Raw genomic sequence first — 21,295 nt, forward strand, 5'->3', positions numbered from 1 at the left:
CAGCCTTGTGCTGCGAATAGGCTATTACAGGCACGGCAAATGCGCTTGCCATGAGGGCCCTTTCGCAGCGCAAGGCTGCTCCTACAAGGGGTGGCCCGGCTTACTGCCCTAACACCCGGCAATAGAACTTCCATTCTTCTTCCAGCGCATGCGCCAGGTTTTCCGCCTTGCGGAACCCGTGCCGCTCCCCCGCGTAGAAGTGCCCTTCAGCCTCGATCCCGTTAGCCTGCAGTGCCGCCAGCATCGACCGCGTCTGCTCCGGCACCACCACCGCATCCAGTTCGCCCTGGAAGAAAATCACCGGTACCTTGATCTGCCCCGCATGCAGCAGCGGCGTACGCTGGCGATAGCGCTCGGCATCCTGCAGCGGGTCGCCAATCAGCCAGTCCAGGTAGTCCCCTTCGAACTTGTGGGTGGCCCGGCCCAGGGCAACCGGGTCGCTGACCCCGTACAGGCTGGCACCGGCGCGGAACACATCATGGAACGCCAGGGCGCATAGGGTGGTGTAGCCGCCCGCACTACCGCCACGGATGAACGCCTTGCGGCCATCGATCAGCCCGCGTCCGGCCAGGTATTCCACCGCTGCGCAGGCATCGGCCACATCGCTTTCGCCCCAGCGCAGGTGCAAGGCCTGGCGGTATTCCCGGCCATATCCGGAGCTGCCCCGGTAGTTGAGGTCGGCGACGGCGAAGCCGCGTTGGGTCCAGTACTGGATTCGCGGGTCGAGCACGGGATAACAGGCCGAGGTCGGGCCGCCATGGATGAACACCACCAGCGGTGCGGCTCCTTGCGACCGGGCTGCCGGGTAGAAGAAGCCATGGGCACGGTGGCCGTCACTGCCGTAGTGGATCGACTGCGGCAGGCTGATATGCCTTGCCGGCAGCACTTCGGCGCCACCAGCCAATACGCTGACCTCGTGGTCGTCGCGGGCGATGGCGATGACCGCCGGCGGGCTGATCGGCGAGGCGGCAATGGCATACAGGTGTTCGGCATCCATGGCCAGGCTGCGAAAGCGCGTGTAGGCGCTGGCGAAACGCTCCAGGCGGCCATCGGCTGTGCGCAGCCCCAGTTGCCCGAAGCCCTCTTCGAACCAGCTGGCCAGATAGCTTCGCGGCCCCAGCGCCAACCAGGTACTGGCGCCCAGTTGCCAGGGGGCTGCGGCGTGGTCCGCCGGTTTGGCAGGCAGGGCCTGCCAGCAGCCATCGATCTCGCCCCAGGGTTGCCAGAAGCCATTGCGGTCAGACAGGCAGTAGAGTCGGCCTTCGCTATCGAAGCGCGGCTGCTGCAGCGATTCGTCAGCGCCGGCCACACATTGCGCGGGCCCCCAGTGGCCACTTGCATCACGTGTGCGGCACATCAGCCTGGTGACGGTCCAGGGTTGTGCCGGTCGGTCCCATTCGACCCACGCCAGGCGCTGGCCGTCGGAACTTACCGTAGGCGATGCATAGAAGTCGGCTCCCTCGGCGAGCACTTCGCGGGCTTGTTCACCCAGGGCGACCAAGCGATGCTCGACCCGTTCGCCATGCTGCTCCTCGACCGCCAGCACCAGGCCGTCGTGCCACTGCACATCGCCGTAGCGGCAGCTGGCATCATCGGTCAGGGCGCGCGGTGCTGCGCCTTCCAGGGCCTGGGTATAGACCTGCTGGTCCTTTTCGTTGACGAACAGCAGCCCATCGCCACCCAGGCAAAAGCTGCCACCGCCGTATTCGTACACCCGGCTACGCACGCTGAAGCCATCGGGGGTCAGGCAGCGGGCCTGCTGGTGCTGCCAGTGCCAGATGCGACAGGCACCATCGGCCGGGCGAAACTCGTTCCAGAACAGCCCCGCGGCGCTGACCTTGAGTTCGGCGAAGTCGGTGCCGGCCGCAACAGCCTGGGCCGCGCTGAACTCAGCCGCGGACGATGACACGGGAATTTCGTTCATTGCGGAAGGTCATCTGTTCAATGGTGAGCTGGGCGCTTTCCGCCTCCTCGCGGGCCTTGAGGATGATGCCGTGGTCGGCCGACTTGGCGCACACCGGGTCGGCGTTGCTGGCATCGCCGGTGAGCATGAAGGCCTGGCAGCGGCAGCCGCCGAAGTCCTTTTCCTTCTCGTCGCAGGAACGGCAGGGTTCGGGCATCCACTCATAGCCACGGAAGCGGTTGAAGCCGAACGAGTCGTACCAGATGTGGTGCAGGTCGTGGTCGCGCACGTTGGGGAACTGCACCGGCAGCTGGCGCGCGCCGTGGCAGGGCAGGGCGGTGCCGTCCGGGGTGATGGTGAGGAACAGGCTGCCCCAGCCATTCATGCAGGCCTTGGGGCGCTCCTCGTAGTAGTCCGGTGTGACGAAGATCAGCTTGCACGGGTTGCCCTCGGCCTTGAGCTTTTCCCGATACTCGTTGGTGATGCGTTCGGCCCGTTCCAGCTGCGCGCGGGTTGGCAGCAGGCCCAGCCGGTTGAGGTGGGCCCAGCCGTAGAACTGGCAGGTGGCAAGCTCGACGAAGTCGGCTTCCAGGGCGATGCACAGCTCGATGATGCGGTCGATCTTGTCGATGTTGTGCCGGTGGGTGACGAAGTTGAGCACCATCGGGTAGCCATGGGCCTTCACCGCACGGGCCATTTCCAGCTTTTGCGCAAAGGCCTTCTTCGAGCCGGCCAGTAGGTTGTTGACCTGCTCGTCACTGGCCTGGAAGCTGATCTGGATATGGTCCAGGCCGGCCTTCTTGAAGTCGGCGATGCGCGCCTCGGTCAGGCCGATGCCCGAGGTGATCAGGTTGGTGTAGTAGCCCAGCCGGCGGGCCTCGCCGATCAGTTCAGCGAGGTCCTGGCGTACCAGCGGTTCTCCGCCGGAGAAACCGATTTGCGCGGCACCCATTTCCCGGGCTTCGGCCATCACCTTGAACCACTGTGCGGTACTCAGCTCCTGGCCCTGGGCTGCGAAGTCCAGTGGGTTGGAGCAGTACGGGCACTGCAGCGGGCAACGGTAGGTCAGCTCGGCCAGCAGCCACAGCGGCAGGCCTACTGCGGGCGTGGGCGGTAACTCAGGCGAGGACGATCCAGTGTTCGGCACGGGCCACCTCCATGAACTGCTCGATGTCATCGGCCACTTCCGGGACACCGGGGAACTGTTGTTCGAGTTCGCTGATGATCGCGGCAACGTCGCGTTGGCCGTCGATCAGGCCACCGATCAGGGCCGCGCTGTCGTTGAGCTTGATCATGCCCTCGGGGTACAGCAGCACATGGCCCTTTTGCGCCGGCTCGTACTGAAAGCGGTAGCCGGGGCGCCAGGCTGGCACTTGATTACGGTCGAAACTCATAGGGTGATCCCTTTGTGCCACACCCGTTCCTGGGTGACGGAATGATAGGGCGGGCGGTTCAGCTCGTAGGCCATGCTCATGGCGTCGAGCATGCTCCAGAGAATATCCAGCTTGAACTGCAGTATCTCCAGCATACGCTCCTGGCCCGCGCGGGTGGTGTAGTGCTGCAAGGTAATCGCCAGGCCGTGCTCCACGTCACGCCGGGCCTGGCCCAGGCGGGTGCGGAAGTATTCGTAGCCGGCCGGGTCGATCCACGGGTAGTGCTGCGGCCAGCTGTCCAGGCGCGACTGGTGGATCTGCGGGGCGAACAGCTCGGTCAGCGAGCTGCTGGCCGCTTCCTGCCAACTGGCCCGGCGGGCGAAGTTGACGTAGGCGTCCACGGCAAAGCGTACACCGGGCAGTACCAGCTCCTGGGAGCGCAGCTGGTCCGGGTCCAGGCCCACGGCCTGGCCCAGGCGCAGCCAGGCGTCGATACCACCGTCCTCGCCGGGCGCGCCATCGTGGTCGAGCAGGCGCTGGATCCACTCGCGGCGTACTTCGCGGTCCGGGCAGTTGGCCAGGATCGCGGCATCCTTCATCGGGATGTTGACTTGGTAGTAGAAGCGGTTGGCTACCCAGCCCTGGATCTGTTCGCGGGTGGCGCGACCCTGGTACATCGCCACGTGGTACGGGTGATGGATGTGGTAGTAGGCGCCCTTGGCGCGCAGGGCCTGCTCGAATTCGGCAGGGGACATTGGCAGTGCGTCGCTCATTCGGCTGGCTCCTGTATAGCTGAGTCTCGGCTCACCTCGCCTCCTGTGGGAGCGGGCGTGCCCGCGAACACCGGCGAAGCCGGTGCCATACACCGTGTTGGATTTTTCGCGGGCATGCCCGCTCCCACAGGGGGTTGTGTCAACTCGCAGACCTTTTTACAACTCGATACTCATGCCATCGAAGGCCACTTCCACACCCCGGCGCAGCACTTCGGCACGCTCGGGCGAGTCTTCGTCGAGAATCGGATTGGTGTTGTTGATGTGGATAAGTACCTTGCGCTGGCGCGGGAAGCCATCCAGCACCTCCAGCATGCCGCCGGGGCCGTTCTGCGCCAGGTGGCCCATCTCGCGACCGGTGCGGGTACCCACGCCACGGCGCTGCATTTCATCATCTTCCCACAGGGTACCGTCGACCAACAGGCAGTCGGCGCCATGCATCATCGTCAGTAGCTTCTCATCCACCTGGCCCAGGCCCGGGGCATAGAACAGCTTGCCGCCGGTGCGGGTGTCCTCGACCAGCAGGCCAAGGTTGTCGCCCGGGTGCGGGTCGAAGCGGTGCGGCGAGTAGGGCGGCGCGGCGCTGCGCAGGGGGAACGGGGTGAAGCGCAGGTTGGGGCAGGCGTCGATGACGAAGCTGCCTTCCAGCTCGATGCGGTTCCACTGCAGGCCGCCGTTCCAGTGGCTGAGCATGTTGAACAGCGGGAAGCCGGTGGTCAGGTCCTGGTGAACCATGTCGGTGCACCACACCTGGTGCGGGCAGCCTTCGCGCAGGCTGAGCAGGCCAGTGGTGTGGTCGATCTGGCTGTCCAGCAGGATGATGGCGTTGATGCCGGTATCGCGCAGGGCACGGGCCGGCTGCATCGGCGCAAAGGCCTGGAGCTGGGCACGAATATCGGGCGAGGCATTGCACAGCACCCAGTGCACGCCGTCGTCGGACAGGGCGATGGAGGACTGGGTGCGTGGCGTGGCCCGCAGGGTGCCGTCACGCAAGCCCTTGCAGTTGACGCAGTTGCAGTTCCACTGTGGGAACCCGCCGCCAGCGGCGGAACCGAGAACCTGGATGTACATGGCCACTCTCTCTGCAGAAACCGTAGCGAAAAAACGAAAACGCCCCGGCAGGCCGAGGCGTTGAACCGTAAGCCGGGCTTAGCGGTTGGCGAAGTACATGGTGACTTCGAAGCCGATGCGCAGATCAGTGTATGCAGGTTTGGTCCACATGGAATTACTCCTTCCGGATGAGGGGGTGGGTTTTTCAGCTACTACTTGGGTACCGCCAATGGCTGGAGGTTCCCATGGCTGGGATTGCGCTATCTTACAAGAAAAATTTGTACCGAAAGGTTAATTATTCGAAAACTCCGTTGCGGTTTTCGTAACAATCATGGGTTTGAACCCAGCCAGGAAGCATCTGGTGCGGCTGCGTTGGCAAGGCATAGCCAAGTGGAATCTGTATCGAGCAAGTGGTTCAGCAACTGGTCCAGATCCGTCTGCCGCGTTTTCAGGATAGACCTGCGCAGTGCATCCAGCCTGCCGGGTTGTGTGGCCAGGAATGTCTGCCACGCCCATTCGGCGACTTCGGCGTTGCCCATCGCCGGTTCATCGAATTGCGCGGCCAGGGCCTGACCAGCGGCAGGGGCCAGGGTAACGCCCTGGCGCAGCAAGGTGAGCAGGTGGTCGAGGATCTGTACCTGGCTGGCATGAGGCGACTGGACCCCGAACAGCAGGCCGCCGACACCCTCTACCTGACGAAAGGTACTGAATACCGCATAGCCGAGTTGCAGTTCTACCCGTAGCCGTTGGTAAACCGGCCCTTGCAGCAACTGCGCGAGCAGGCGGCCAGCGGCTTCCATGGCCGCTGGCAGTGGGCAGAACAGCAGCAGGGCATGCTCACTGCCGGGTACTTCGGCATGTTGCCAACGGTGGTTGGCTAAGGCGGGCAGAGGGCCAGGCGCCGAGCCTTGGCCAGGGCAGTGCTGCAGCACGGTGCCCAATGCCTTCAGGGCGGCATCGTCGAAGCCGGCAGCCAGGCCGTGCCAGCGTGCTTGCTGCCACAGTTTGTCGAGATGCGTCTGTGCCAGGGTGCAGGCCGCAGCAGGTGCAGGCGTGGCGCCTAGCACGGCGTCGGGCAGCTGCTTGAGCAGGGCCCGGATGGGAATCAGTGCCGGAGGCTGCGTCGAACTGGGCAGCCAGCTGCCTGCCGGGGGCTTGCGCATCAGCGCCAAGGCTTGGTCCACAGTGCGCAGTACCGCTGCCGGCAGCCCGGCGCAGCGCAGTTGCCAGTATTCGCCAGCGGCACTGAACTGCAACTGCACCGATACGCGCTCGCAGCGCTCCTGCAGGGGGTGCAAGGCGCGTTCGAGCAGCGCATGCAGGCGTTGGCGCAACGGCGAAGGGACATGCCAGCGCAGGTACAGTGCCGCGTACTGACGAGCACCAGGCAGCTGGTCGCTGACTTTCAATGCCGCTGGCAGTGGTTGCGGACTGGCATCAGGCAAGTCGGCCAGAAGCAGGGGGTCGACGGAGGGCAGTTGCCAATGCCTATGTGCGCGGCCCGGCAGGCCTTCCAGCAGGGCTCGGAGCGCCTGCAAGCCTTGTGTGTCCAAACCGCTGAACGGCTGGCCGGCGCTGTCCCGGCGGGCCAGCTCAAGCGCACTGGCACTGCGTTCGCGGCTTTGCTGCAGCAGCTCGAATTCGGCACTCAATTGCTCAGGGGCGGCCTGGCGGATGAAGCCGAACCAGCCCTGCAACAGGGCATTGGCTTCCTCTGGGCAGGCGTCCTCGCTCAGCTTCAGATCAATGTGCCACAGCAACTGCCCGGCGAAGGCATACAGCGCCTCAGCCTTGAAGCCTTGCAGCCAGCCACGCTGGCGAAGTGCATCCAGCCAGGTGCCCGGGCGGCTATCGCCGAGGCTGGCGATGAGCAACTCAAGGGCCTGCTCGGCACCTGCCGGCAGGTTTTCGTGGCTGAACAGCAGGTGCGTGTCGGTCGCCGATAAAGGCGGTGGCAGAGCTTGTGGCACCCGTTCACCTGTTGCGAACAGCTTGGCATGCTGCCGGCCCAGTAATTCCAGTTCATCCAGCGATTGCGGGCCGCACAGGCTCAGGGTGACCTGGCCGCCTTGGTAGAAGCGCTGGTGAAAGCCACCGAGCGCTTGCTGGAAGGCAGGATCCTGCAAGGCCAGGGTGTGCCGGTTACCGGCATGAAAAGCGCCCAATGGATGGCCGGGCGCTGCCGATTGCAGCAAGGCGAACTGCTGCTGGGCCTGCGGGCTGCGCGACCAGGCAATGAACTCGGCATGGATTACTTCGCGTTCGCGGCGTTGGCGCTCGATACCCAAATCTGGCTCGGCCAACATCTGGCACAGGCGCTCCAGCCCCCCGGCCAGGGCGCTGGGCGGGACCTCGAAGAAGAAGTCGGTGGTGCGTTCGCGAGTGCTGGCATTGACCTGGCCGCCGAGGGCCTGCACGTAGCGCATCAGGCCGTCGTCCAGAGGGAAGCGCGAGGTGCCGAGGAAGAACAGGTGCTCCAGGAAGTGGGCCAGGCCGGGCCATCTGGTCGGCGCGTCGTGGCTACCCGCGTGCACCCGCAGGGCCGCGGCCGAGCGCTTCAGGCGCGGGGCGTGGCGCAGGGTCAGCTGCAGGCCGTTGGCGAGGGTGAGGTGGCGGGTGGCGTCAGGCATGGAAACTCCGGGGCAGGTGTTCATGCTAACCCATTTGTGTTGGCAGGCTTGGCCCTATCGCCGGCAAGCCGGCTCCCGCAGGGAATGCAAATGCCTTGAAACCGGTGCGGTCGAGGTGGGAGCCGGCTTGCCGGCGAATGGGCCGCACAGCGGCCCCTGTCAGCCCTTACGCAGGTGCAGCTCCTGGCGCAGATCGCTCAGGTAAGGAAACGCCGCCCGCCCCTGTACCACCCGCTCATGCTCCAGCTCCGCCAGCAACTGGCACTCGTCCCGCCCGGCCATGGCCAGCAGGCTGCCATCCGGGCCGACGATGCTGCTCTGCCCGCAATACTGGATATCGTCTTCCGAGCCGCAGTAGTTGGCATACACCAGGTAGCACTGATTCTCCTGCGCCCGCGCCCTCACTGTCACCTGGCAGATGAAGTCGTACGGCGACATGTTCGCCGTCGGCACCAGGATCAGCTCGGCACCGTCCAGCGCCAGGCGTCGCGCGTTTTCCGGGAACTCGATGTCGTAGCAGATCAGCAGACCGACCTTCCAGCCATCCAGCTCCACCACCGGGAAGTGATCGGCACCTGCGCTGAACATCGAGCGGTCCAGCTCGCCGAACAGGTGGGTCTTGCGATAGTTGCTCAGGCTGCGGCCGTGACCATCGATCAACTGCACGCTGTTGTAGATCGCGCCATCATCGCCACGTTCCGGATACCCGTAGACGATGGCGATGCGGTGCGCCTGGGCGATTTCCACCACCTCCATGGCCGCCGGGCCATCGGCGGCCTCGGCCAGGCGCTCGACCTGGGCCAGGCCGATGTTGTAGCCGGTCAGGAACATCTCCGGGCACACCAGCAAACTGGCCCCGCGTTCGGCCGCCAGTTGCGCCTGGTGGCGCAACCGTTGCAGGTTGCCGGGCACGTCCAGTGGCTTGGGTGCGCCCTGGAACAGAGCGATGCGCATGCTGCCTCCTTGTCTCAGTCCGGCAGGGCGATCGGGCCGATTTCGTCGAACACATCGCCTGGGCCGGGGTTGTCCGGGTGGGTGCGGCCACCGAAGTGATTCATGATACCCCACACCGCATTCAGCGATGTTTGTACCGCGCCTTCCACCCAGGCCGGCGTCCACGACACATCGTCACCGGCGATGAACATGCCGCGCTGCTCGGCAGGCATGTCCTGCTGCATGAAGTGCGCGTACATGCGCTGGTTGTAGCGGTAGTGCCCAGGCAACGCGCCCTTGAAGGCGCCGAGGAAGTGCGGGTCGGCTTCCCAGGAAACGGTGATCGGGTCGCCGATGATGTGCCCGGCGATGTCGGTCTTCGGGTAGATCTTCTTCAGTGCATCCAGAGCCAGTTGCACGCGTTTTTCCACCGGGTGCGGCAGCATCTTCAGCGCGTCGCTCATCCACGAGTAGGACAGGCAGATCACCCCCGGCTTGTCGTCACCGTTATCGAACAAGTAGGTGCCACGGGTGAGGCGATCGGTGAGGGTCATGCTCATCAGGTCGCGGCCGGTTTCCGGGTCCTTGTCCTTCCAGAACGGCCGGTCGACCATGACGAAGGTCTTCGACGACTGCATGTAGCGGGTGCGGTCCAGGGCCATCCACATCTTTTGCGAGAACAGCGATTCCTCGCAGTCGATCTGGGTGGTCAGCAGCCAGGTCTGGCAGGTGGCGAGCACGGCACTGTAGTGACGGGTGTCGCCCCAGTTGTCGGTGACCGCCAGGCGGCCATCGGCAGCGCGGGCGATGCGCTTGACCCCGGTACGCGGTGCGCCGCCATGCAGCCCGCTCAGGCTGGTGCCTTCCGGCCAATGCACGCAGCGCTCCGGTACGTGGCGCCAGATGCCTTGCGGTACCTGCTCTACACCGCCGACTACCAGGTGCTGGTGGTCGTCGCAGTTGGTCATCACCACGCGGAAGATTTCCAGCATCGAGTTGGGGAAGTCCGAGTCCCAGCCGCCGGTGCCGAAGCCGACCTGGCCGAACACTTCGCGGTGCTGGAAGCTCAGCTGGGCGAACGAGCGCGAGGTGGCGACGAAGTCGTAGAACGTGCGGTCGTCCCACAGCGGTACCAGCTTGTTCCACAGCTCTTTCAGGCGCGGTACGTCACGGTCGCGGATGGCCTGCTGGATGTCAGCGAACTGCGCACCGCTTTCCAGCGCGTCGGCCCAGGCATCGGCCACTTCGTGGAACAGCTTGGGCAGGTCGGTGGGTTTTTCGGCGTAGTAGGTCTGGCCTTCCAGGTCGATCACCGTGCTGCCCGAGGCCGGGGTCAGCGGGTTGGGGAACGGTTTGGTCTCCAGGCCCAGCTTGTCCACGTAGTGGTAGAAGGCAGTGGATGACACCGGGAAGCGCATGCCACCCAGTTCGGCGATGATCCCGTCGGTGCCGTTGAAGGTTTGCGAGCGCAGCCGGCCACCCAGCTTGGATGCTTCGTACACCACCGGCTTGAGGCCCAGCTTCATCAGCTCGTAGGCCGCCACCAGGCCGGCGATACCGGCGCCCACGATTGCCACTTCCTCACCATGGCGCTCGGCCGGGATGCTGCCCAGGCCTGCGGGGTGTTCCAGCCAGTCGTCGAAGGCGAAGGGGAAATCCGGGCCGAAGATGGTGACGGGTTTTTTACCATCGGCGGGGTGGCGGTTTTTCTTGTTCATGAAGTGACCTTGCCAGAGAGGCTGCGCAGCGGGCGGAGCCTGAGTATAGGAGATGCCTGGGGGCCATTTTAGGGAGTGGGGTGTTCGTTATTAAGGTGCAGATTGTTGTCTGAATGTAGCTTGTATCGTCGAAATGTATAAGCAAGATAGATTTATGACGAACAGGAAGCCTACCCATCTCAAGCACAGCATCGGCCCCCTGTGGGAGCGGGCGAGCCCGCGAAGAAGCCCCCGCGGTGTATGGCACGGGCTGCGCCCGTGTTCGCGGGCACGCCCGCTCCCACAGGGTGTGATCAGACAGTTCCTACACCCATGCCATGAATTAAAGAATTACCCTACGCCCGCTATAGCCTCGGTCTGGCTGCGTGGGAAACGCCTCATCGTTAACTTCACTGGGTCGCCGCTGTTCGGGCGACTGGGTGTGAGAACCCATCTCCAACTTCGCACCAAGGCTTATGTCATGGCAGCTGTGCGCGGGCAGGCTTTCGCCTGGCCGGATTTCCAAGTTGGCCGGTTCTCACCCCGTGCATGGCTGCCACCTATTTCCCGTGAGAAGGAGTTGGTAGGCGGTTTCCTCAAGAATCAATTTGGAAATTGCATCATGAAGAAGACTTATTCCGACCAACCCGAAAAACTGAAACCCACCGCAGAAAAAACCTTTTGCAACTGCGAATCCAGCCATCCGCCATTATTCGCCATACGTCCCGGCATCGACGCTGCAGACGCCTTGGTCCACGCCTGCCTGCTGGCCCGTGGCCTCAATCAGATCGCCACCGACTACGCCCAGCATCACGCCCCCGAGCGCAGCCGTGACATCGTCTGGTCGATGCAGCATTCCGCCGAAAGCCTTTCGGCGATTCTGGAAGGCCTGCTCGACGGCCAGGAGGCCTGACCGCCAGCCAGGTTCAGAACGGCTGCCCGCGGTCCACCTTGCTGCTGAGAATGATCGACGTGGTGGTCTTCTCCACCCCGTCGACACTGCCGATCTGGTCGAGCAACTGGTCCAGTTGCTCGGGCGAATCCGTACGCAGCCAGGCCACATAGTCGAACTCGCCGCTCACTGCGCACAGCTGCTGTACCTGGCCCATGGCACTCAGGCGCCGCACCACCTCCTTGCCCGAGCGCGGCTGCACCTTGATCCCCACATACGCCTGCAGCCCACCCCCCATCACCCGCTGGCCCAGGCGCACGCCATAGCCGGAGATGACCTTGTTCTTCTCCAGCCGCTCCAGACGCGAGTTGACGGTAGTACGAGCGATGCCCAGCTGGCGGGCGAGGGTGGCGACGCTTTCGCGGGCGTTTATCTGCAGCAGGGCGATCAGCTGGCGATCGATTTCATCCAGCGTGATGGAGCGGGAATCCGACATGGCGAGTCTCTACGGTTGACCCGCTAGCCTAGCCAGCCTGCGGTAAGCAGGGCAAGGGTAGACAGTTGGCCATGCGTTGCATCAGTGCTGCAATCCCGGGGCAGCTTCGCGGCCCTTTCGCGACACAAGGCCGCTCCTACAGCTGCTGCGCCGGCATGTAAGCATCGGGCGCAATGACAGAACTGCTCGATTGGTCCGGCAGGTCGAGGTGCGGTCTAGGGTGGAATAGGAGCTCACAAAATCTAACGATTTATAGCTGTTTAGATAGCCATGCCTGAGCAGAGAATGGCCCTCTCACCAACGTTGTGTTTCGGAGGACGAGGATGCCAGCCTACTACCTTGCATCAGCTCCCTCATTGCGCAATACTGCCGACAACAACTAACCCTCACGACCGGCGTGGCATGACCATCTGGTTGGAGGGGGAAAAAGCCGGCTTAAGCCGGTTTTTTCGTTTCTGGAGTGCAAAAAATGCAGAGAAAGCTTGATTCTGAGCCTCTGCGCACTCGTATCTATATCGACGGCTACAACTTCTACTACGGCTGCTTGCGCGGCACACCGTACAAGTGGCTCGACCTGCTACCTCTCTTTGAAAAGCACATCTTGCCTTCCATACTGGTCACGGACAGCCATGGCCAGATCAGGGCATGGCGGCTCCTGGAATCCCCCTCGATCAAATATTTCACGGCAAAGATCATCGAGTCGGTCGCCCGTGCTGGCGATTCAGTGTCGTCACAAGCTCGCTACCACACCGCTTTGCGCAAGCTGCATGACGGTCGAATAGAGCTCATCGAAGGTTATTACGCCGTCAATAAAATGAAGGTGAAGTTCGTCGACCCTGAAAATCCGGACAAGGCTCCGCGTGAGTGCCAGGAAATCCAGGCCTGGAAGGTGGAGGAGAAACAGAGCGACGTGAATCTGGCCCTCCAGGCTTACCATGATTCGATCACGGGGCAGGTTGACCATGCCGTCATCGTTACCAACGATACTGACATCGCTCCTGCACTTCAGATGATTCGTGCTCACACAGATGTGCGGATTGGCGTGGTTGTGCCGACGTCGGGGCAAAACCGCTCGGCGAATACCGACCTGATCAAGTTTGCGCACTGGAAGCGAGAGCACATCAATTCAGGCGAGCTTGCGGCCTGTCAGCTACCGAGAGTGATTCCAGGGAGGAAACCAACCATCAAGCCGGAGTCCTGGTATGGGCAACCTGAACTGCTGCAGGAAATTCTGGATTTGGCCATTCCTGTACGCGGAAGCAGGGCGGCAGCGTTCAAGTGGATGGAGCAGCCCAATCAGTTCCTCAGTGGTGAGCGGCCGATAGAGCTGGTGGAAACTGCCGAAGGTGCGACACGGGTTCTTCAGAACATCCACAGCTGGATAGCCCAGCAAGAGGAGTTGCCCTAGTCAGGAGAACATGGCGACTGCAGTCCCCGAAAAGACAAAGGCCTACGTTCTGCAACGTAGGCCTTTGATTATCTGGTGGGCCCACACGGACTCGAACCGTGGACCAAAGGATTATGAGTCCTCTGCTCTAACCGACTGAGCTATAGGCCCTCAGTAAGTGGCCGGATTATAACGAGGGTTTCGCACCTGTGCCATCTGAAAGATCCGATAGTGCTATGCGAAGAAACGTCGCCGCGAAGTCGTCCGGGGGCAGGGGCAGGCTGACGATGTAGCCCTGGATCTGTTCACAGCCTTCAGCCGCCAGGAAGCGTTGCTGGGCCTGGTTTTCCACACCCTCGGCAATGATGGTCAGCTGCATGCTGCGGCCCAGGGCGATGATCGCGCGGGCGATGGCAGCGTCATGAGGGTCGTCGGGCAGGCCGCGGATGAAGGATTTGTCGATCTTGAGGATGTCCAGCGGCAGGCGCTTGAGGTAGCTCAGCGATGAATAACCTGTGCCGAAGTCGTCGATGGCCAGCTGCACGCCCAGCTTCTTCAGCTGGTACAGCACGGCCAGGGCTTCCTCTGCCTGGCTCATGATGAAGTTTTCGGTGATTTCCAGCTGCAGGTCGCCGGCCTTGAGCTGGTAGTGCTTCAGCAACTGTTCGATGCGCCGGGCAAGGTGGGGGTGGCGTAACTGGGCGCCGGCGAGGTTTATCGACAGTGGGCCGAAGGGGTCGTAGTGCATCTTCCAGGCCTGCATCTGCCGGCAGGCCTGTTCCAGTACCCAGTCGCCGATCTGGAGGATGGTGCCGTTCTCTTCCGCCAGGTGGATGAAGTGCTCTGGCGGCACTTCACCAAAGGTCGGGTGGCTCCAGCGGATCAGCGCTTCGGCACCGACCAGGCTCTGTGTCTTGAGGCTGAGCTTGGGCTGGAAGCACAGGCTCAGTTCGTTGCGCTCGATGGCGCGGCGCAGTTCGTGCTCCAGGGCGATGCGTTCGCTGGCCTGGGCGGTGAGGTCGAGGGTGTAGGCTTCGACGCGGTTACGGCCCTTGGCCTTGGAGCGGTACATGGCTGCGTCGGCGTTGCGAATCAGTGTGGCAACGTCGGTGCCGTCCTGTGGATAAAGGCTGATGCCGATGCTGGCGCTGGTGAAGAACTCGTGCTCGCCGGCCTGGAACGGCGCGTTGAAGCAGGTCAGCAGCTTGTTGGCGATGGCGCTGGCGTCACTGGGTTTGTGCAGGCCGGGCAGCAGGATGATGAACTCATCGCCGCCCAGGCGGGCCACGGTGTCGACATCACGCACCTGCTCCTTCAGGCGTTGGGCGATGCCCTTGAGCAGCAGGTCGCCGACCGGGTGGCCGAGGCTGTCGTTGATGTGCTTGAAACGGTCGAGGTCGAGGAACAGCACCGCGCCCTTGCGGTTGGACACTTGCGAGCAGGTGAGCGCGGCCTGCAGGCGGTTCTCGAACAGGGCACGATTGGGCAGGCCGGTCAGCGGGTCGTGGTGGGCCTGGTAGTCGAGCTTGGCCTGGGCATGCTTGAGGCTGGAGATGTCGGCGAACACGGCGACGAAGTGGGTGATCTCGCGTTCTCTGTTGCGCACGGCGCTGATGGTCAGCCAGCCGGGGTACAGCTCGCCGTTCTTGCGCTTGTTGTAGATCTCGCCTTGCCAGTGGCCTTCGTCGGTCAGCTGGTGCCACATGGCGACATAGAACGCGCTGTCGTGCTGGCCGGAGGCAAGCAGGCGCGGAGTCTGGCCGAGGGCTTCGATCTCGCTGTAGCCGGTGATTTCGCTGAAGGCGCGGTTGACGGCACTGATGCGCTGGTCGATGTCGGTGATCAGCACGCCTTCGGCGGTGTTCTCGAACACGGTGGCGGCCAGCTGCAGCTTTTCCTGCATCAGGTGGCGCTCGGTGATGTCCCGGGCGATGGTCAGCATGCAGTCGTCGCCAGCAATCGGCAGCGGCCGTGCAGAGAGCTCGCAGAGGCGAATCTGCCCATCACTGCGGCGCAGGTGGCACGTGAAGTCGCGTACGAAACCGTCGCGGTTGAGCTGTTCGACCAGGCGCTTGCGCTCGTTGAGGTCGACCCAGATGCCCAGGTCCAGCGAGGTCTGGTCGAGCGTCGGGCTGAGGTCATAGCCGGTGAGGCGGCAGAAGCCCTCGTTCACTTCAAGCAGCAAGCCGTCGCTCTGGCGCGACAGCAGCAGGCCATCGGGCGAGGCATGGAAGGCCTTGGCGAATTTCTCTTCCGAGATTTGCAGCTGCTCCTGGGTTTCCTTGAGCTGGCTGATATCGCGTACCGCTACCACCAGCGCGAGGTTGCCGTCGAGTTCGAAGGTTTCGGCCGAGGTCAGGCCGGTGAACAGTTGGCCGTTGCTGCGGCGGAAACTCATTTCCAGGTTGCGGATACCGCCCCGGTGCAGGCGTTCGAGCAGCCGCGGGCCGGTGCCTTCGACGCCCCACAGGTTGAGCTCGGTGGCGGTGCGGCCAATTACCTGGCTCGGGGTGAGGCCGATCTGCTCTTCGAAGGCCTCGTTCACCTCCAGCAGGCAGCCGTCGCTGTGGCGGGCGATCAGCAGGATGTCGGGGCACTGCTGGAACACCGAGGCGAACTTCTGCTCGGACAGGCGCAGGGCGTCCTCGGTGCGCTTGGTCTCGCTGATGTCGATCATCAGGCCACGCATCACCGGCTGGTGACCATGCTCGATCATGCTGACGATGTTGCGTACCCACAGTGGCTGGCCATCGGCCCTGATCACCCGGTAGTCGAGGCTGTGGTCGCGGCCGGCGGCAGTCTCGCTGTCGCAGTAGGCCTGGGCCCAGAGGGCATCCTCCGGGTGCAGGATGCTGCGCCAGAAGCCAGGTTTGAGCCAGTCGGCCAATGGGTAACCGAGCAGGCCTTCTGCGTGGGGCGAGACGTAGCTGTAGGTGAAGTCGTTGGCGTCGGCCTCCCAGGCTATGGCGGACAGGCTCTCGACCAGGCTGCGATAGTGGTACTCGCTGCTGCGCAGTTCCTGCTCCAGGGCGATGCGCCGTGAAATTTCCGAACTGAGCCGGCGGTTGATGCGGATGACCGCTGCCAGCACGGCCATCAATACCAGCACCGTGGGCAGGCCATACACCAGCAGGTCCGACCAGAACATCCGTTGGTCGACCACATTGCCCACCCAGCGTTGCTGGATCTGGCTGACTTCGCTGCTGCTCATGTCGGCTATCACTTTGTCGAGAATGCCGACCAGTACTTTCTTGTCGCGCGGGGCGGCCATGGCCAATTGGTAGCGGTAGGGCGTTTCGCCGCTGACGTAGAGGCCGTCGAGCTTGAGCTGGCGCAGGCTCCAGATGCTTGAAGCGAGGTCACCGACCACAGCGTCCACTTCGTCGGTGGCCAGGGCCTGCAGGGTAGAGCTGACGTTAGGTAGGGCCACCAGGTTGAGGTCTGGGTGTTGGGTGCGCAGCAGTTCGTGCGGGGCGTAGTTTTCGACCACGGCAATCTTCAGGCCGTAAAGGTCGTCCAGGTTGCGCGGCTGTGCACCGCCTTTGTGGGCGAGGATAACGATGGGAAAGTCGAGGTACGGCCGGGTGAAGGCCAGGTAGCCTTGGCGCTCGGGGGTGGACATGATGCCGGGCAGCAGGTCGATGCGGCTTTCGCGTGCTTGCGCCAGTACCTCGGTCCAGCTGCTGGGTTCGACCGGTTTGAGCGTCACGCCCAGGCGTTGCTGGATCGTGGCGATGTAATCGGCGGCCAATCCCTGGTACCGGCCCTCCTGGTCGCGAAACTCGAACGGTGGCCAAGAGGCGTCTACACCCAGGCTCAGCTGCGGGTGGGCAGCCAACCAGGCTTTCTCCTCGTCTGTCAGGGTCAGGGCGCCGGCCGTTGTGTTCCACAAGATCAGGAGCAGCAACAGGATGGCCGGCATCAGCGGCATAGCGGCCTCACATTCAAGTGGTATGAAGTCGAGTGTAGACGGGCATTGCTGCAGATGTGCGGTGGAGGGCAGGGTCTTTTGTCAGAGGCGACAGGGCCTTGCGGGTGTGGGGCGGCCTGCATGGCCTTCATGGCATGCGCACCCCCTGTAGGAGCAGCCTTGTGCTGCGAAGACGCCAGTCAGGCGAAAGATCATCTACTGTTGCAATGGACTCTTCGCAGCACAAGGCTGCTCCTACAGAGATCGCGCCAGAATTCAGATTTTGCGCAACAGCCGGAAAAGAAAAACCCCGGCCTGGGCCGGGGTTTTGTCATCACTCGTCGAGGAAGGAGCGCAGATGCTCGCTGCGAGTCGGGTGGCGCAGTTTGCGCAACGCCTTCGCTTCGATCTGACGGATCCGCTCGCGGGTCACGTCGAACTGCTTGCCCACCTCTTCGAGGGTGTGGTCGGTGTTCATGTCGATACCGAAGCGCATACGCAGCACCTTGGCTTCGCGTGCGGTCAGGCCCGAGAGCACGTCACGAGTGGCTTCCTTGAGGCTTTCGACCGTGGCCACGTCAATCGGGGACTGCATGGTCGAGTCCTCGATGAAGTCGCCCAGGTGCGAATCTTCGTCGTCACCGATCGGGGTTTCCATGGAGATCGGCTCTTTGGCGATCTTCAGTACCTTGCGGATCTTGTCCTCAGGCATTTCCATGCGCTCGCCCAGCTCTTCCGGGGTCGGTTCGCGACCCATTTCCTGCAGCATCTGGCGGGAAATACGGTTGAGCTTGTTGATCGTCTCGATCATGTGCACCGGAATACGGATGGTGCGCGCCTGGTCGGCGATCGAACGGGTGATCGCCTGGCGGATCCACCAGGTGGCATAGGTCGAGAACTTGTAGCCGCGACGGTATTCGAACTTGTCCACCGCTTTCATCAAGCCGATGTTGCCTTCCTGGATCAGGTCGAGGAATTGCAAGCCACGGTTGGTGTACTTCTTGGCGATGGAGATAACCAGACGCAGGTTCGCCTCGACCATTTCTTTCTTGGCGCGGCGGGCCTTGGCTTCACCGATCGACATGCGACGGTTGATTTCCTTGATCTCGGCAACGGTCAGGCCGGTTTCGGTCTCAAGGTCGATCAGCTTCTGCTGGCAAGCGACGATGGCAGCGTCCTTTTCACCCAGGGCGGCAGCCCATTTGGTGTTGCGCTTGGCCAGGTCACCGCTCCAGGTCTGGTCGGTTTCGTTGCTCGGGAACATGCGCAGGAAGTCGGCACGCGGCATGCGGGCGTCACGCACGCACAGCTGCATGATGGCGCGTTCCTGCTGGCGCAGGCGGTTCAGGGCGTCACGAACACGCTCTACCAGTACCTCGAACTGCTTCGGTACCAGCTTGATCGGCATGAACAAATCGGCCAGGGCCTGCAGGGCGTCGATGCTTTCCTGGTGGGTGCGACCATTCTTCTTCAGAACCTTGTTGGTGGCCTGAAGCTGGTCGTTGACCGCGCCGAAACGCTGACGGGCGACTTCCGGGTCCGGGCCGCTCTCGGCCTCTTCCTCGTCGTCACCGCTTTCGGATTCGTCCTCGTCGTCGTCGGACTCTTCCTTCGCAGCGGCGGCCTTGGTGCCTGGGATCGGCACTTCTTCGGTCGGCGCGGCGATATTGTCGTCAGGATCGATGTAACCGCTGAGAACGTCCGACAGACGGCCGCCTTCGCTGGTGACACGGTCATATTCGCTGAGAATGTAGTCGACAGTGCCCGGGAAGTGAGCGATGGCGCCCATGACTTCACGGATGCCTTCCTCGATACGCTTGGCGATTTCGATCTCGCCTTCGCGGGTCAGCAGCTCGACGGTGCCCATTTCGCGCATGTACATGCGCACCGGGTCGGTCGTGCGGCCGATATCGGTTTCAACTGCCGCCAACGCAGCAGCGGCTTCTTCGGCCGCGGCTTCGTCGGTGTCGGCTTCCGCCAACAGAAGGGCATCCGCATCCGGAGCACTCTCGAATACGTTGATCCCCATGTCGTTGATCATGCGGATGATGTCTTCCACCTGTTCCGGATCTGAAATATCCTCAGGCAGGTGGTCGTTGACCTCCGCGTAAGTCAGGTAGCCCTGCTCACGACCGCGGGTGATCAACTCTTTGATACGAGACTGCTGTTGCGCTTTTCCGGACATAACACCCTATCCACTGAAGGTCTTGGCGGGCAAAAAACAAGCCGAGGATTATACCCGAGCATGGGCCTCACGCGCCAGATGAGGTCGGCGTTTGTGCGGGAACATTCCGGCTCAGCAGGGCGAGGAGCTGGGTTTTTTCCTCGCTGGTCAATTCGCTTTGACGTGATTTCCTGAGCAGTTGTTCCAGGCTGCGCTCGCGTTGGCGGGCGGACAAGCTAGTTATAGTGTCGAAAAACTGTTGTTCAAGGTTGTCGGCCACGATCAGCCATTCCTTTTCCGCCAGGGCCCGCAGCAGGCGCCCCTGTTCGGTGCCGTGCCAACGTGCGATCAACTGCATTGAGCTTAGCCCAGGATTTTTCTGCGCGGCTTCGATCAGTGCCACCAGCAGCTGGCTGTACAAGTGTTCTTCATCGGCGAAGTGGCTGGCATCTTCCACCTTGCCGGCCAGCAGAGGGTGGTGCAGCAAGGTGCGCAGGGCGGCCAGGGTGGGTGGCTCGACCGGGGCCGGTACGCGTGGTGGTGCTTCGTCACGCTGCTGCCATGGCTTGCCACCCTTGCGGTTCTTGTCCCAGGGTTTGTCGCCCCATTGCTTCTTGCCAGCGCCCTTGTTCGGCTTCCACTCCTGTTCCTGATGAACGGGGGCGAAGTCGTGCTGCGGCATGTCGCCGTAATCGGGGGTATAGCTGGCCATGGCGTCATAGTCGTAGCCAGGGTCGTAGTCCGGCACGCTGCTGGTGGCCGGGGCGTGTTGCGCCAGTTGCTCGACCTGCTGCGGGTCGAGGCCGGTGATTTCCTTAAGGCGGTTGCGCATCAGCTGGCGCAGGTTGGCGCCGGGGATCTTTTCGATCAGCGGTGCGGCAAGGGTCGCCATGTGCGCCTTGCCTTCCAGCGAGCGCGGGTCGGCTTCGACGCTTAGCTGCTCGAAGAAGTAATCGGCCAGCGGCTGGGCGTGCTGGTTGATGCGGGCCATGAAGGCGTCGGTGCCTTCGGCGCGCACCAGGCTGTCCGGGTCTTCGCCTTCGGGCAGGAACAGGAAGCGCGCGCGGCGGCCGTCCTGCAGGTTCGACAGGGTCGACTCCAGGGCGCGCCAGGCGGCCTTGCGCCCGGCCTGGTCACCGTCGAAGCAGAACAGCACGCTGGGTACCACGCGGAACAGGCGCTTGAGGTGCTCTTCGCTGGTGGCGGTGCCGAGGGTGGCCACGGCGTTGCGCAGGCCCTGCTGGGCCAGGGCAATGACGTCCATGTAGCCCTCGACGACGATGATTTCGTCGAGGTTGCGGTTGTGCTTGCGTGCCTCGTACAGGCCGTAGAGTTCCTGGCCCTTGTGGAACACCGGGGTTTCCGGGGAGTTCAGATACTTGGGCTTGTCGTCGCCGAGCACTCGGCCACCAAAGGCGATGATGCGTCCGCGGCTGTCGCGGATCGGGAACATCACCCGGTCGCGGAAACGGTCGTAGCGCTTGCCGCTTTCGGCGTTTTCGATCAACAGGCCGGCATCGATCATCACCTTCTGCTGCAAGGTGTCGGCACCCAGGTGCTTGAGCAGGTTATCCCAGCCTGGCGGGGCGAAGCCCAGGCCGAAGTCACGGGCGATTTCCCCGGACAGGCCGCGGCCCTTGAGGTAATCCACCGCTGCCTTGCGGGTCGGGTGGCTGCGCAGGGCCTGGCGGTAGAACTCCGAGGCGGCGTCCAGCAGCGGGTACAGCGGCGAATCGGTTGGCTGGCGCGGCTTGTGGTCGCGGCGACCTTGCTCGCGGGGTACTTCCATGCCGGCGGCGCGGGCCAGCTCCTCGACCGCCTGGGGGAAGTCCAGGTTGTCGTGGTCCATTACGAAGCCCAGGGCGTTGCCGCCGGCGCCGCAGCCGAAGCAGTAGTAGAACTGCTTGTCGGGGCTGACCGTGAAGGAGGGGGTTTTTTCCTTGTGGAACGGGCAGCAGGCGGAATAGTTCTTGCCGGTTTTTTTCAGCTGGACGCGCGAACTCACCACGTCGACGATGTCGAGGCGGTTGATAAGGTCGTCAATGAAACTCTGGGGAATCAGCCCGGCCATGGCAGTCTCGTCATCTGGC

The 21,295-nt window shown here is 63.1% G+C and carries 15 protein-coding genes and 1 tRNA gene; 2 read left to right on the forward strand and 14 right to left on the reverse strand.

Translation table 11 applies throughout. The features are described from left to right. Positions 1-100 precede the first annotated feature (100 nt). The 9 genes from CAG18_RS21210 to CAG18_RS21255 form a co-directional block, all read right to left on the reverse strand. Entirely contained in the window at positions 101-1,924 is a 1,824-nt protein-coding gene (locus CAG18_RS21210; RefSeq protein ID WP_085721485.1) for a S9 family peptidase, read from the reverse strand. Next, on the reverse strand, positions 1,890-3,050 hold the full coding sequence (gene pqqE / locus CAG18_RS21215; RefSeq protein WP_015268706.1) for a pyrroloquinoline quinone biosynthesis protein PqqE: 1,161 nt from the start codon (positions 3,048-3,050) through the stop codon (positions 1,890-1,892). The genes CAG18_RS21210 and pqqE overlap by 35 nt, the downstream gene beginning before the upstream one ends. Further along, positions 3,022-3,297, reverse strand: a complete 276-nt coding sequence (gene pqqD, locus CAG18_RS21220; protein ID WP_004375207.1) for a pyrroloquinoline quinone biosynthesis peptide chaperone PqqD — start codon at positions 3,295-3,297, stop codon at positions 3,022-3,024. Before pqqD ends, pqqE begins: the two co-directional genes overlap by 29 nt. Continuing rightward, positions 3,294-4,049 carry a pyrroloquinoline-quinone synthase PqqC gene (pqqC, locus tag CAG18_RS21225; protein ID WP_085721486.1) on the reverse strand — a complete coding sequence of 252 codons (756 nt, stop codon included), beginning with the start codon at positions 4,047-4,049 and terminating at the stop codon, positions 3,294-3,296. Before pqqC ends, pqqD begins: the two co-directional genes overlap by 4 nt. A 156-nt stretch (positions 4,050-4,205) precedes the next feature. Beyond that, the gene (gene pqqB, locus CAG18_RS21235; RefSeq protein ID WP_061303871.1) at positions 4,206-5,117 is read right to left on the reverse strand and encodes a pyrroloquinoline quinone biosynthesis protein PqqB; all 912 of its coding nucleotides are present in this window, start codon (positions 5,115-5,117) and stop codon (positions 4,206-4,208) included. A gap of 78 nt (positions 5,118-5,195) precedes the next feature. Further along, the gene (gene pqqA, locus CAG18_RS21240) at positions 5,196-5,267 is read right to left on the reverse strand and encodes a pyrroloquinoline quinone precursor peptide PqqA (RefSeq protein WP_003243383.1); all 72 of its coding nucleotides are present in this window, start codon (positions 5,265-5,267) and stop codon (positions 5,196-5,198) included. Between the two features lie 158 nt (positions 5,268-5,425). Continuing rightward, complete coding sequence (gene pqqF, locus CAG18_RS21245) at positions 5,426-7,726, reverse strand: pyrroloquinoline quinone biosynthesis protein PqqF (protein ID WP_085721487.1); 2,301 nt, start codon at positions 7,724-7,726, stop codon at positions 5,426-5,428. A gap of 159 nt (positions 7,727-7,885) precedes the next feature. Next, positions 7,886-8,680: a carbon-nitrogen hydrolase family protein gene (locus CAG18_RS21250; protein WP_085721488.1), complete on the reverse strand. Its 795-nt coding sequence runs from the start codon at positions 8,678-8,680 to the stop codon at positions 7,886-7,888. Positions 8,681-8,694: 14 nt separating this feature from the next. Beyond that, positions 8,695-10,377: an NAD(P)/FAD-dependent oxidoreductase gene (locus CAG18_RS21255; RefSeq protein ID WP_025337446.1), complete on the reverse strand. Its 1,683-nt coding sequence runs from the start codon at positions 10,375-10,377 to the stop codon at positions 8,695-8,697. A 460-nt stretch (positions 10,378-10,837) separates the two neighbouring features. On the opposite strand from CAG18_RS21255, the gene CAG18_RS21260 reads away from it, so the two are divergent. Continuing rightward, positions 10,838-11,269 (forward strand): hypothetical protein, encoded by a 432-nt coding sequence (locus CAG18_RS21260; protein ID WP_256573423.1) that lies wholly within the window; start codon positions 10,838-10,840, stop codon positions 11,267-11,269. Between the two features lie 13 nt (positions 11,270-11,282). Here the strand turns inward: CAG18_RS21260 and CAG18_RS21265 are convergent, their stop codons facing one another. After that, positions 11,283-11,744 (reverse strand): Lrp/AsnC family transcriptional regulator, encoded by a 462-nt coding sequence (locus CAG18_RS21265; RefSeq protein WP_013970574.1) that lies wholly within the window; start codon positions 11,742-11,744, stop codon positions 11,283-11,285. A gap of 469 nt (positions 11,745-12,213) precedes the next feature. Between CAG18_RS21265 and nicB the strand changes: the two genes are divergently transcribed. After that, positions 12,214-13,152 (forward strand): 6-hydroxy-3-succinoylpyridine 3-monooxygenase, encoded by a 939-nt coding sequence (gene nicB / locus CAG18_RS21270; protein WP_085721489.1) that lies wholly within the window; start codon positions 12,214-12,216, stop codon positions 13,150-13,152. A 73-nt stretch (positions 13,153-13,225) separates the two neighbouring features. Here nicB and CAG18_RS21275 read toward each other — a convergent pair. From CAG18_RS21275 to dnaG, 4 genes are all read right to left on the reverse strand, one after another. Further along, positions 13,226-13,302 (reverse strand) — tRNA-Ile (locus CAG18_RS21275). 16 nt (positions 13,303-13,318) lie between these two features. Further along, entirely contained in the window at positions 13,319-17,062 is a 3,744-nt protein-coding gene (locus CAG18_RS21280) for a bifunctional diguanylate cyclase/phosphodiesterase (protein WP_085721490.1), read from the reverse strand. A 313-nt stretch (positions 17,063-17,375) separates the two neighbouring features. Further along, positions 17,376-19,226 (reverse strand): RNA polymerase sigma factor RpoD, encoded by a 1,851-nt coding sequence (rpoD, locus tag CAG18_RS21285; RefSeq protein WP_013970578.1) that lies wholly within the window; start codon positions 19,224-19,226, stop codon positions 17,376-17,378. 67 nt (positions 19,227-19,293) lie between these two features. Continuing rightward, positions 19,294-21,276, reverse strand: coding sequence for a DNA primase (dnaG, locus tag CAG18_RS21290; protein ID WP_013970579.1), 1,983 nt, complete (start codon positions 21,274-21,276; stop codon positions 19,294-19,296). Positions 21,277-21,295: the final 19 nt, after the last annotated feature.

The sequence above is a fragment of the Pseudomonas sp. B22(2017) genome, assembly GCF_002113105.1.
Classification (GTDB): Bacteria; Pseudomonadota; Gammaproteobacteria; order Pseudomonadales; family Pseudomonadaceae; genus Aquipseudomonas; species Aquipseudomonas asiatica.